This window comes from Geodermatophilus bullaregiensis (assembly GCF_016907675.1).
GTDB classification, from domain to species: domain Bacteria; phylum Actinomycetota; class Actinomycetes; order Mycobacteriales; family Geodermatophilaceae; genus Geodermatophilus; species Geodermatophilus bullaregiensis.
Genome location: NZ_JAFBCJ010000001.1, coordinates 4,994,208 through 5,006,044 on the forward strand (window position 1 = coordinate 4,994,208; position 11,837 = coordinate 5,006,044).

Annotated in this window: 10 protein-coding genes; 7 read left to right on the forward strand and 3 right to left on the reverse strand. The window is 75.3% G+C overall.

Annotated elements, in window-relative coordinates; all coding sequences use genetic code 11:
- Positions 1-7: 7 nt before the first annotated feature.
- Complete coding sequence (locus JOD57_RS23975; protein WP_204694314.1) at positions 8-1,093, reverse strand: FHA domain-containing protein; 1,086 nt, start codon at positions 1,091-1,093, stop codon at positions 8-10.
- A gap of 302 nt (positions 1,094-1,395) precedes the next feature.
- On the opposite strand from JOD57_RS23975, the gene JOD57_RS23980 reads away from it, so the two are divergent.
- Entirely contained in the window at positions 1,396-2,709 is a 1,314-nt protein-coding gene (locus tag JOD57_RS23980; protein ID WP_204694315.1) for a serine/threonine-protein kinase, read from the forward strand.
- Between the two features lie 91 nt (positions 2,710-2,800).
- Here JOD57_RS23980 and JOD57_RS23985 read toward each other — a convergent pair whose 3' ends face one another.
- Positions 2,801-3,466, reverse strand: a complete 666-nt coding sequence (locus JOD57_RS23985; RefSeq protein WP_204694316.1) for a histidine phosphatase family protein — start codon at positions 3,464-3,466, stop codon at positions 2,801-2,803.
- 409 nt (positions 3,467-3,875) lie between these two features.
- Here JOD57_RS23985 and JOD57_RS23990 point away from each other — a divergent pair, with 409 nt between their 5' ends.
- Both JOD57_RS23990 and sat read left to right on the forward strand, forming a co-directional pair.
- Positions 3,876-5,219: a cation:proton antiporter gene (locus JOD57_RS23990; RefSeq protein WP_204694317.1), complete on the forward strand. Its 1,344-nt coding sequence runs from the start codon at positions 3,876-3,878 to the stop codon at positions 5,217-5,219.
- A 38-nt stretch (positions 5,220-5,257) separates the two neighbouring features.
- The gene (gene sat / locus JOD57_RS23995; RefSeq protein WP_204694318.1) at positions 5,258-6,931 is read left to right on the forward strand and encodes a sulfate adenylyltransferase; all 1,674 of its coding nucleotides are present in this window, start codon (positions 5,258-5,260) and stop codon (positions 6,929-6,931) included.
- Between the two features lie 53 nt (positions 6,932-6,984).
- Here the strand turns inward: sat and JOD57_RS24000 are convergent, their stop codons facing one another.
- The gene (locus JOD57_RS24000; RefSeq protein ID WP_204694319.1) at positions 6,985-7,878 is read right to left on the reverse strand and encodes a sulfotransferase family protein; all 894 of its coding nucleotides are present in this window, start codon (positions 7,876-7,878) and stop codon (positions 6,985-6,987) included.
- Between the two features lie 197 nt (positions 7,879-8,075).
- Between JOD57_RS24000 and JOD57_RS24005 the strand changes: the two genes are divergently transcribed.
- The 4 genes from JOD57_RS24005 to JOD57_RS27135 all read left to right on the forward strand — a co-directional run bounded on the left by JOD57_RS24005 (position 8,076) and on the right by JOD57_RS27135 (position 11,712).
- Complete coding sequence (locus tag JOD57_RS24005; RefSeq protein ID WP_204694320.1) at positions 8,076-9,395, forward strand: UDP-glucose dehydrogenase family protein; 1,320 nt, start codon at positions 8,076-8,078, stop codon at positions 9,393-9,395.
- 317 nt (positions 9,396-9,712) lie between these two features.
- On the forward strand, positions 9,713-10,345 hold the full coding sequence (locus JOD57_RS24010; protein ID WP_204694321.1) for an ATP-binding protein: 633 nt from the start codon (positions 9,713-9,715) through the stop codon (positions 10,343-10,345).
- Positions 10,346-10,352: 7 nt separating this feature from the next.
- Positions 10,353-11,093, forward strand: coding sequence for a response regulator transcription factor (locus JOD57_RS24015; protein WP_204694322.1), 741 nt, complete (start codon positions 10,353-10,355; stop codon positions 11,091-11,093).
- On the forward strand, positions 11,065-11,712 hold the full coding sequence (locus JOD57_RS27135) for a response regulator transcription factor (protein ID WP_204694323.1): 648 nt from the start codon (positions 11,065-11,067) through the stop codon (positions 11,710-11,712). Before JOD57_RS24015 ends, JOD57_RS27135 begins: the two co-directional genes overlap by 29 nt.
- The last annotated feature ends 125 nt before the right edge of the window (positions 11,713-11,837 follow it).

Here is an 11,837-nt window from a genome sequence, read left to right on the forward strand (position 1 = left end):
CCCGGGGTCAGCCGGCGTCGGCCGCCTTCGTCGCGCGGAAGGTGAACACCTGCGTGCCGACGCGCAGGCTCCCGTCGGGCGGCAGCGGGGTGGGCTCGGTACCGATGCGGGTCCACTCCCGCGCTCCCGGGTCGGCGACGTAGGTGCCGCTGACCGAGGGCGCGTCCCGGACGTAGACCCGTCCGCCGTCGACCGAGACGCGGGCGTGCACGCGGGAGACGAGGTTGCCCGGGTCGCGGATCACGACCGGGGAGGCCACCGCGCTGCGCACGTCCGGGTCGTTGTGCGGCTCGCGGCCGAGGACGTAGTCCCGGTCGAGCAGGACCGTGGGACCGCCGTCGCAGACCAGCGCGCCCACCGGCGCCGGCGCCAGCATCGTCTCCTGCAGCTGCGCCGGTTCCTGCGGGTGCACCGGGTCCTGCGACTCCGGCGCCTCGTGCCGGTGCGCCGTCAGGGCCGGCTCGGTCCTCCGGTCGGCGGGGACGTCCGGGGGCCGGGCGTCGGTGAGGGTGTCCCGCAGCGGCGCGGGCCCCGGGAGCGGGTCCCCGCCGGGTGGTGCGGCGCCCGCTGCGGCTCCGGCCGGTGCCGCGGCCGGGGGACCGTCGGCCTCCGCCGGGCTGAGCACGAACCCGCGCGCGGGCACCACGCCGTCCCGCAGCGCCGACCGGGGGTGCACCGCGGCCGGTGCCCCGGCCCCGTCCTCGACGGTCACCCGCGCGAAGGGCCGCACGACGACGTGGTCGACCCAGGTCAGCGCCTGCCGCCCGGAGAGCCGCGTGGTCCCCGAGGGGCCCTCCACCTGCGCCGACACCGCGCCCCGCAGCAGCACGACCACGCCGTCGGGGACCGGGGCGACCACTCCGAACGCGGTGCCGTCGGCGGCCGGCCGGCCGCCCACCCAGCCGCTCAGCCGCGCGGCGACCGCGCTGCCCGGCGGGTCCTCCGCCGCGGCGGCCTCGACCAGGCCGAGCAGCTCCTCGGTGGCGGCGCCGCCGTCCGCGCCGTCGTCGCGGACCAGGAGGACGACGTCGCCGAAGCGCGCCACCAGGCCGTCCCCCGGGGCCAGCCCGACCCGTGTCGTGCCGTCTGGCATGGCAGTTCCTCTCGACCGTGTGGACCGTGCCGCGCCTCCGCGCCCCCGTGGTCGGCGCGCCCAGGCTAGGGCCGGACGGCGCCGCGGAACAGGACGCCGGACCCGCCGACGGAGGGCGCGCGAGACACCCCGTGGAGGGGCCGGCGGCCAGTACGATCCCGGTGCCAGCGATGCCGGAGTCATGGCCAGCCCGACCCGTCGGAGGCACCGCCGGCCGGGGTGGTCCGAGGAGTCCCGTGGCCCACAGACAGCCCGTGCCCACCCCGCGCGGTGGCCCGCCCGGCCGCGCGGTGCACTGACCGATGCAGGCCGAACGACAGCGGATCGCCGACGCGCTCCCGGCGTACGACATCGGCGAGGTGCTCGGGCAGGGCGGCTGGGGCGTGGTGCTCGCCGGCCACCACCGCCAGCTCGACCGCAGCGTGGCGATCAAGCAGCTGCCCACGGCCACCGCCGCCGACGTCGCGGTCCGCAAGCGGTTCACCGCGGAGGCGCGGGTGCTCGCCTCGCTCGACCACCCGCACGTCGTCCCGGTCTACGACTTCGTCGAGCGGGAGGACCTCTGCCTGCTGGTGATGGAGCAGCTGCCCGGGGGGACGGTGCGCGACCGCGCCACCACCACCGGCTTCCCGGCCACGGGGGCGGTGGCGGTGTGCCTGGCCTGCGCGGCGGGGCTCAACGCCGCCCACGTGCGCGGTGTGCTGCACCGCGACGTCAAGCCGGAGAACATGCTCTTCGCCGCGAGCGGGACGGTGAAGGTGACCGACTTCGGCATCGCGAAGGTCCTCGGCGGGCCCGACACCATGCTCACCCGCGCCGGCGACGTCGTCGGCACGCCGTCCTACGTCGCGCCCGAGCAGGTGCGGGGCGGGGAGCTGTCGCCGGCGACCGACGTGTACGGGCTGGCGACGATGCTCTACGAGCTGCTGGCCGGCCGGCTGCCGTTCACCGCCGACGGCGACGTCATGTCCCTGCTGTTCAAGCACGCCTACGAGGCGCCGATCCCGCTGCCCGACGTGGCCCCGGACGTCCCGGCCGGGGTCGCCGCGGTCGTGATGCGCGGCCTGGCCACCGACCCCGCGGAGCGCTACGGGACGGCGGAGGCCTTCGGGGTGGCGCTGGCCGAGGCCGGCACCCGGGCCTGGGGCGCCCACTGGCTGTCCGCGGACGGCATGCCGGTCGTGCTGGGCGCCGAGCGCATCGTCGCCCCGACCCGCGGGACCGGGCTGACGCCGGGCGGGGCGCGGGCGACGGCGGCCGGCCGGCCGGCCGGCGGTACGCCGCTGCCCGCGGCCACGCTGGGTCCCGGTCCCGGTCCCGGTCCCGCGACGCCGTCCCCGGCCGGCCCGGCGACGCCCGTCCCCGCGACGGCCGGCGACCAGGGGGACCCCGGGCACGACGACCGCTTTGACGACGAGGACGACGACGCGGTCCTGCCACGCCGCCGTCCCGCGGTGGTCGCCGTCGTCGTCCTGCTGGTCCTGCTGCTGGCGGTGCTCGCGGTGTGGCTGCTGCCGCGGGTGCTCACCGTCTACGGCGCGCCGGCCGACGGGGCGGCGTGCGGTCAGCCGACCGCGACGGTCTGCGGGGGGAGCCCCACGGGCAGCTCCTCGTAGCCGCGCGAGACCGTAGCCGCACGGGACGACCGCACGGCGGCGGTGCCCGGCGCCCGCGGCGGACCCCCGACCCGGTCGGGGACGTCGGCCGCTAGTCGACGTCGTCGCCCGTGGGCAGCTCGGCGAGCGAGATCTCGCCGTCGCGGACGTGGAAGCGGGTCAGCGATCCGCGGCCGACCGGGATCCGCCAGTCCTCGCCCTCCACACCGGTCAGCCGGGCGACCGCCAGCCGGATCATGACCGCGTGGGTGACCGCGACGACCGCCTCCCCGGGGTGGCGGCTGCCGATCAGCTGCAGCGCCTGCACCATGCGGGTCTGGGCGTCGCTGAGCCGCTCGCCCATCGGGCAGGCGGCGCGACTCGGCGAGGTGCGGTAGAGCTCGAAGGCCTCCGGGTCGTACACCGCGGCCTCGGTCGAGGTCATCGCCTCCCAGGCGCCGTAGTCGACGTTGTTCAGCCCGTGCACGATGCGCAGGTCGGGCACCCTGGCCTCGTCGGCGATGATCTGCGCGGTCGCGATGGTGCGCCGCAGCGGTCCGCAGTAGACCGCCGTGAGCCCGACCCCGGAGAGCAGACGGGCGGCGTCCACGGCGTCCTGGTAGCCCTGCGCGTCGAGCGGCACGTCGCAGCGACCGCGGTACCTGTTCTCGACGTTCATGGTGGTGGTGCCGTGCCGGACGACGAACAGCCGGCAGGTCTGGGACGACACGGTCTCCGTCCGGTGCAGGACCGGCGCGGTGACGGGCAACGTGTCCACGGCTCTCCTCGGGTGGTGCGAGCGGGACCGGCAGCCCGGCCGGGACGGAGCCGTGGCCGGGGGCGGCTGGTCCGGCGACCGTAGGACCCCGCGGGCGCCGTCGGGCGGTGTCCGGCCGGTCGTCCCCGCGCCTTTCCCGGTATCGTCGGAATGGCGGGACAACGCGCGTCGACGTCCTTTCCGTGAGTGATCGGTCCGGTGGTCGGCGTCATTTCGGACAATGGTCGTCTCCACCAGGAGGACGAGGACGTCTCGTGCAGACGCCGGTTGTCCCGTGCGGCTTCCCCGACCATTTCGGCGCCTTTCCGGGAACAATGGCGCACCCCCTGCCCGGAATCCTCCGACGTCGCTATGTTGACCGCCGCCCGCACCGTCGGGAGCGCGCCACGTCACAGCCAGTGGGGGTCCCATGTCGACCGAGAGCCTGGGACGGCTGGCGCTGGCACTGTTGTTGCTGGTCGTCGGTGCGAACCTCCTCGGGCAGGTCGCCGTGCGGCTCCGGCAGCCGAGGGTGGTCGGCGAGATCCTCGCCGGCGTGCTGCTCGGGCCGTCCGTGCTCGGCCTGCTGGCTCCCGACGTCGTCGCCCGGGTCTTCGGGAGCGGGGGCGCGGACCCGACCTCGGTGGTCCTGGAGTTCCTCTACCAGCTCGGACTGCTGCTGTTGATGTTCCTGTCCGGGACGGGCGTGCGGAACGTCCTCGGCCGCGAGAACCGCAGGCCGACCGCCTGGCTCCTGGGTGTGGGCACGGCGCTGCCGTTCTGTGCGGCGCTGGGGATCGCCCCGTTCCTCCCGCTGGGCGCGTTCCTGGGCCCGGCGCGCAGCGAGGCCGCGGTCGTGCTCGTGCTCGCCATCGCGGCAGCGGTCACCTCGATCCCGGTGATCAGCAAGATCTTCGCCGATCTGGGCATCCTGCACACGCGCTTCGCGAGCCTGATGCTCGGCGTCGCCGTGCTCGAGGACATCGTGCTGTGGGGGTTCCTGGCGCTCGCCACGGCCATCGCGTCGGCGACCGTCGCCGCGGGAGGTGGCGCGGTGGCGGGGACGGTCGCCGTCCACGTGACCGTGAACACGGCGTTCGTCGTCCTCGGCATGACCGTGCTCCCGGGAGCCCTCCGCCGGCTGGGCCGGGCCCGGTGGAACGTCGTGGCCAGCCAGTCACCGGTCGCGTGGGTGGTGGCCGTCCTCCTCGGCTACGTGAGCATCGCCGCCGCGCTCGACGTCACGCTGGCGTTCGCGGCGTTCCTGGCCGGCTTCGGCCTCGTCGGGGGCGTCGACACCGGCCGGGACCACCCCCTCCGGGTGCCGATCGAGGCGATCGGGCACGTGTCGGGCGCGGTGTTCATCCCGCTCTACTTCGCCGTGGTGGGCTACCGCCTGGACCTCACCCGGGGTTTCTCGCTCGCGATGCTCGTCGGGTTCCTCGTCGGCTCGACGCTGGTGGTCCTCGTCTCGATCGGGCTCGCCGCGTGGCTGGCGGGCTTCCGCGGGCTCGACGTCGTCAATCTGGCGCTGACCCACAACGCGCGCGGCGGTCCGGGGATCGTGCTGGCCAGCGTGGCGTTCGACGCGGGGATCATCAGCGCCCCCTTCTTCACGACGCTGGTGCTGACGGCCGTGCTGACGTCCCAGGCCTGCGGCTTCTGGCTCGACCTCGTGATCCGCCGGGGCTGGCCGCTGCTGGCGGCCGAGGGGCCCGTGCAACGGCGCCCGGTGGCGCTCGGGTCGGCAGCCGTCCCGGCGGGCCCGAAGTGATCGCGCGCGCCGGCTGGACGGCGGGGACGGAGGCGACGGTGACCGACGTCCCCGGACCTCCGGCGCACGGCGGCACCCTGGTGGACCTCCGGGTCACCGGCGGCCGCGCCGCGGAGGTCGCCACCGCCGCGCGGTTCCTGCCCGGGTGGGAGCTCACCCGTCGCCAGCGCTGCGACCTGGAGCTGCTGGCCACCGGGGGGTTCTCGCCGCTGCGCACCTTCATGGGGCCGGCCGACCACGCCGCGGTCTGCGCCTCCATGCGGCTGACCTCCGGCGAGCTGTGGCCGGTCCCCGTGACGCTCGACCTGCCCGAGCACGTCGTCGAGGCAGCCACCGCCGCCGGCGGGCTGACGCTGCGGGCCCGCGGGGCCGACCTCGCCGTCCTGTGGCTGCAGACGGCCTGGCGACCCGACCGGCCGGCCGAGGCGGCGGCCGTCCTCGGCACCACCGACCCGTCGCACCCCGGCGTCCGCGCCCTGCTGTCGGAGACGAACCCCTGGTGTGTCAGCGGCCCGCTGGAGGTCCTGGCGCTGCCGGTCCACGCGGCGTTCCGCTCGCTGCGCCACACGCCGGCCGAGGTGCGGCGGGAGATCGCCGACCGCGGGTGGGACAGGGTGGTGGCCTTCCAGACCCGCAACCCGATGCACCGGGCCCACCAGCAGCTCACGGTCCGGGCGGCCCGCGACCTCGACGCCGACCTGCTCCTGCACCCGGTCGTGGGGGTGACCAAGCCGGGGGACGTCGACCCGTACGTGCGGGTCCGCTGCTACCGCGCCCTCCTGCCGACCTATCCGCCGGGGACCGCCATGCTGTCCCTGCTCCCGCTGGCGATGCGGATGGCCGGGCCCCGCGAGGCCCTCTGGCACGCGATCGTGCGGAAGAACCACGGCGCCACCCACTTCATCGTCGGGCGGGACCACGCCGGCCCCGGCCCGGACGCGCAGGGCCGGCCGTTCTACGACCCCTACGCCGCCCAGGACCTGGTGCGCCGTCACGAGCGGGAGCTCGGGATCGGCGTGGTCCCGTTCCGGCAGATGGTCTACGTCCGGGAGCTGCAGGAGTACGTCCCCGAGGACGAGGTCCGCCCGGGCCAGCACTGCCTGCGGATCTCCGGCACCGAGCAGCGGCGGCGGCTGGCGCGCGGGGAGGAGCTCCCCGCCTGGTTCACCCCGCCGGAGGTCGCGGCCGAGTTGCGACGGGCGTTCCCGCCCAGGTCGGCGCGCGGGCTGGGCGTCCTGGTCGGCCCCGGCCTGGAGCACGGGGACCGGATCGCCGCCGCCGTGGCCGCGCAGCTGCGCGAGGCGGGCCGCACGGTCACCGTGCTCGACAGCCTCGTCTGGACCGGAGGCGGAGCGACGGCCCGGCTCGTGGCGCGACTCGTCGGGGAGATCATGCTCAACGGCGGCGCGGTGGTGTGCTCGGGTGAGCTGGCGCGACAGCTCACCGGCCGCACCGCCGACGCCCCGGACGTGGCGCCGGCCCCCGGGTTCCTGCTCGACGTCCGTCCCGGGGAGACGGCCCCCGAGGCCGGCGACGAGGCCTTCCCGGACGGCGACCGGGACTCGCTGACCGTCCCACCGGAGGCGTCGGCCGAGCTGGTCGCCGAGCTGGTGTGCCGTCGGCTCGGCGCACTGGGGCACCCGGCCCAGCCGCCTGCGACGGACCGGGGTCCGCGCCCGGTCGACCGCGCCGCGCTCGTGGGCTCGGGGTGACCTCCGTGCGCCCGGTCGCCCGCTGGGCCCGCCGCGGGCACCGGCGGAGCGGCTCAGGCGATGCCCCACCCGTCGAAGTCCGCGCCGAGGTGGCCGCGGAGCCGGCGGACGTCGTCGGCCAGCTCGACGGCGATCCTGGCCCGGACGTCGTCGGGGACGGTCACGGCCGGCCTGGCCGGCGCGTCGGTCCGGCCGGTCACCCGCCGCAGCGCGCCGAGCGTGTTGGTCTCGAGCTCCTTGAACCGCCGCGTCGACGGGAAGCGGTGCTTCAGGAACTTCCGCAGTGCCAGCGGCACGGGGGAGCGGGCGGCGCGGTCACTGGTGCGGTAGAAGTCGCGGTCCAGCTCGGCCGGTGCGTGGTCGGGGTCGACGCCGATGAAGTCGTAGACCCGTCTCATCGTCGCCTCGCGGGAGCGCCGGAGGGACTCGGACGTGATCACCAGCAGCTGCTCGCGGGGGAAGTGCTCGAGGTACTGGTCGATCTGCAGGGCGTAGCGGCTGTAGTCCAGGTAGATGGGATCGGCGAACACCGCCTCGGCGAGCGGCGCCCGCTCGCTGCCCTCCGCGGCCCGGGTCTCGTAGTGCGAGCGGATCCGGGCGACCGGGTCCCGGACGACGTACAGCAACCGGACGTCGGGCAGGTGCGCGGCGATCCTCGCCGGGACGCCCCGGTAGCGGGGGTGCTTCGCGTAGGAGTTGGACGCCTCGCCGACGGCCAGGACCTCCGGACCGGTGACCGGGAACTGCCTGCGGTACCAGTCGATGCCGCGGTGCCAGTTCGACTCCTCGACGAAGAACTCCGGTGCCTTGTACTGCGGGACGGCGACCTGGGGGTGGGCCCCGAGGTAGTGGTAGAGGCTGGTCGTCCCGGCCTTCATCGCACCGATGAGCAGGAAGGTCGGCAGCCGGCGGCCGTGGTCGGTGCCGTCCCCGTCGTCGTCGGTCACCGCTGCGGCCTCCTCGGTCCGGCCCTGGACAGTGCCGCAGATGATGGCCGAGCGGCCGGGCGGGTGGAAGGGACCCGCTCCCGCGGTCGTCCGGCGACCCGGGACCGGGCGCCCCGGCCGCGGTGCCGTGCCGTTCCGGCGTCACCCGGGACGGCTGCCGTCCCGGACCGCCGGCTGATCCGAAGGGGAGCGACAGCATGAGGATCTCGGTCGTCGGGTGCGGTTACCTGGGTGCGGTGCACGCGGCCTCGATGGTGGAGCTGGGTCATGAGGTGGTCGGGATCGACGTCGACGAGCGGCGGGTCGCGGCGCTGCGGGCGGGGCGGGCGCCGTTCTACGAGCCGGGGTTCGAGGAGTTGCTCGGTCGGACCCTGGCCTCGGGGCGGTTGAGGTTCAGCGCCGACGTCGCCGAGGCGGCCGGCGCCCGGGTGCACTTCGTGTGCGTGGGCACGCCGCAGCGGCACGGGGAGTACGCCGCGGACCTGCGGTTCGTGCAGGCGGCGGTGGAGTCGTTGCTGGGTGTGCTGGAGCCCGGGCAGCTGGTGGTGGGCAAGTCCACCGTGCCGGTGGGAACGGCGGCGCGGCTGGCGGGGCTGGTGGCCGAGAAGGTGCCCGGGGCGCTGCTGGCGTGGAATCCGGAGTTCCTGCGCGAGGGGTTCGCGGTGGCCGACACGCTGCACCCCGACCGGCTGGTCTACGGCCTGCCCGGTGGTGTCGACGGCGCGCCGGCCGAGCGGCTGCTCGATGCGGTGTACGCCCCGATCCTGGCCCGCGGCACGCCGAAGGTGCGCACCGACCACGCGACCGCGGAGATGGTGAAGACCGCGGCCAACTCCTTCCTGGCCACCAAGATCTCCTTCATCAACGCGATGGCGGAGTTGTGCGAGGCCACCGGCGCCGACGTCGCCCAGCTGGCCGACGCGATCGGCTACGACGAGCGGATCGGGCGGCGGTTCCTCAACGCCGGGCTGGGGTTCGGCGGAGGGTGTCTGCCCAAGGACATCCGGGCGTTCATGGCCCGGGCCGGGGAGCTGGGCGCCGATCAGGCGCTGACGTTCCTGCGCGAGGTGGACAACATCAACATGCGCCGGCGGATCCGGATGGTGGAGCTGGCCCGGGAGGTGCTCGACGGGTCGCTGCTGGGCAAGCACGTGGCGGTGCTGGGCGCGGCGTTCAAACCCGACAGCGACGACATCCGGGACTCCCCGGCGCTCAACGTCGCCGCCCAGCTGCAGCTGCAGGGCGCGGTGGTGTGCGTGACCGATCCCGCCGCGATCGACAACTCCCGCCGCCAGTGGCCGCAGCTGGACTACGCCGCCACCGCGGAGGAGGCCGCGGCCGGCGCCGACGCGGTGCTGGTGCTCACCGAGTGGCGGGCCTACCGCGAGCTCGACCCGGTCGCCTTCGGGCGGGTGGTGGCGCAGCGGCGGGTGCTCGACGGGCGCAACGCCCTGGACCGGGAGGCGTGGACCGCGGCGGGCTGGACCTACCGCGCCCTCGGCCGCCGCGCCGGCTGAGGCCGTCGGCGCCGTCCGGGGGCCGTTCCCCGCACCATGAGTGGCTGCATATGCGCAGGTAGTGAGGGTGAACGCCGGGCGAACGGAATGTTGACGGCAAGGTGGGGAGACCCCTGTCCCGCAATCTTCAACTGCTCTACGGTCCGGTCACGCCCCGTCCCCACCGGTGTATCGCGTGAGCGAACCGGTGGCGGCGGAGCGCAACGGGGACATGTGCGTCGAGCAGGGGGGCACCAGTGGGTGAGGCTTGCGCGAGAGGGCTCGGCGACCTGGAGGACTGGGTCGGCCGTGAGATCGAGGACCGGCTGAGGGTCCTGATGCACGAGATCCGCCAGCCGGTCGCGGTGGTGCTGGCCCTGGCGGAGGCCGCACGGGGGCTGCCGGGCACACCGGACGAGACACACGAGTACCTCGACCGGATCGTCGACCAGGTGCAGGAGGTGTCGGCCGCGGCGTTCAGCGTGCTCGTCGAGCAGGCCGACGACCACCTGGACGGGGCGGCGCCGCTGGACCTTGAGGAGGTCCTGGAGTCGGTCCTGGACGCCTACACGGTCACCTGGGCCGGGACGCTGACCCGGTCGGGCCCCCGGGGGCCGTTGTGGACGGCGGGCTGCCGGGCGACCGTCCGGCGTTGCGTGGTGAACGTGCTCGACAACGCCGTGCGGGCCGCGGGACCGACCGGGCGGGTGGTGGTCACGACCGTGCCGGGCGAGGACGCGATCCGGGTGGTCGTCGAGGACGACGGGCCGGGGTTCGGGCTGGGGCCGCCCGGCACCGGCATCGGGCTGCCCGCCACCCGTCGAGCGCTGCGCCTGCACGGAGGCCGCCTCGCGACCGGCCGGTCGCGGACCCTGAGCGGGGCACGGGTGACCCTGTCCCTGCCGACCGTCCCCGTCCGTGGGCAGCCACCGCGGGTCGACCTCCACCGGATGACCGGCCGGGCCTCGTAGCACCGCGATGCGCCTGGTCATCTGCGACGACCACCGGCTCTTCGTCGAGCCGCTCGCCGCCGCCCTCGCCCGCAACGGCCACGACGTGGTCGTCGCCACCACTCCGCTGCGCGCCCTCGAGGCGGTCGCCGAACACCAGCCCGACCTGGTGGTCCTCGACCTCCGCTACCCGGACGGCGACGGCATCGAGACCCTGGTCGAGCTCCGCGACCGGCGACCGGCGTGCCCCGTCGTCATCCTGTCGGGGTCCGTGGACTCCACCGACCTCACCGCTGCCGCCGCGGCCGGTGCGGCGGCGTTCCTCCGCAAGGACCAACCCGTGGCGGCGATCATCGACGCCCTCGACCGGGTGGCCAGCGGACGGGCCGTGTCCACGCCACCGATGGCCCGCAGGCGCGGCGCGACGGACGCCCACGAGCGGGTGCGGTGGCTGGTCGACCACCTCACCGACCGGGAGCGGGAGGTGCTCCAGGCGCTGATCCGGGCCGAGGACACCGTCGAGATCGCCCGATCGCTGGGGGTCGAGGCGAGCACCGCGCGCACCCACGTGCAGAACGTGCTGTTCAAGCTCGGGGTGCACACCCGTCTGCAGGCCGTGGCCCTCGCCGTCTCCTCGGGGCTCGACGCGGACCTGCCGACCCCGTCTACTGCAAAGGGCGTAGGCGACCGTGCGACATCTGCAGGTCGACCGCCTCGTCTGGTCGCCGGAGCATCGGGACGTGCACGAGATCCGCGTGGTCCTCGGTGACGAGCAGCGGTCCTTCGTCGAGGCACTGGCGATGCGGCTCGAGCAGGAGCCCTTCATCCGGGTCGTCGCGGCGGTCACGCGGCCCGAGGAGGTGCTGCGCGTCGTCCGTGCGCAGCCGGTGGACCTCGCCGTCCTGACCGTCGACAGGCACGGCGGCCTCCTCGACCTCGGCCCACGGCTGAGCGCGGCCCGCCCCGAGCTGAAGCTCGTCGGGGTCGCCGGGACCGACGACACCGCCACGATGGCCCGTGCGGTGCAGGCCGGCTTCCGCGCCTGGATCCCTAAGGACGTCGGCATCTGCGTCCTGCTCGACGTGCTGCAGGCCGTCTGCCGCGGCGAGACGTGGATCCCACCCGGGCTGCTGACCCTGCTGCTGGAGCACCTGCTCACCGAGCAGGAGCAGAAGCGCCGTGCCGAGGAGCCGCTGGCGGCCCTCACGGCCCGCGAGCAGCAGGTCCTGCGCGCGATGTCCAGCGGAGCCACGCGCGACGAGATCGCCCGCCAGCTGTGCATCTCCGGCAACACCGTCCGCACGCACACCCAGAGCATCCTCACCAAGCTGGGCGTGCACACGTCGCTGGCGGCCGTCACGCTCGCCCGCCGCGCCGGGGTCGGCTGACCCCGCGCCCCCCGCTGCACCCGGCCCCCGGCCGGACCCGGGTCCCACGGGTCGGCCGGCGCGCCCGCGTGCGGACCCGTCCGGACGGGCAGGGCCGGCCCTCCGGTGCCCTGCGTAGTCCCTCT

What these genes read in the sequence shown, in the direction of transcription:
- JOD57_RS23975 (WP_204694314.1), bottom strand. Translation starts at nt 1,093, where the DNA reads ATGCCAGACGGCACGACACGGGTCGGGCTGGCCCCGGGGGACGGCCTG.
- JOD57_RS23980 (WP_204694315.1), top strand. Translation starts at nt 1,396, where the DNA reads ATGCAGGCCGAACGACAGCGGATCGCCGACGCGCTCCCGGCGTACGAC.
- JOD57_RS23990 (WP_204694317.1), top strand. Translation starts at nt 3,876, where the DNA reads ATGTCGACCGAGAGCCTGGGACGGCTGGCGCTGGCACTGTTGTTGCTG.
- JOD57_RS24005 (WP_204694320.1), top strand. Translation starts at nt 8,076, where the DNA reads ATGAGGATCTCGGTCGTCGGGTGCGGTTACCTGGGTGCGGTGCACGCG.
- JOD57_RS24010 (WP_204694321.1), top strand. Translation starts at nt 9,713, where the DNA reads ATGCACGAGATCCGCCAGCCGGTCGCGGTGGTGCTGGCCCTGGCGGAG.
- JOD57_RS24015 (WP_204694322.1), top strand. Translation starts at nt 10,353, where the DNA reads ATGCGCCTGGTCATCTGCGACGACCACCGGCTCTTCGTCGAGCCGCTC.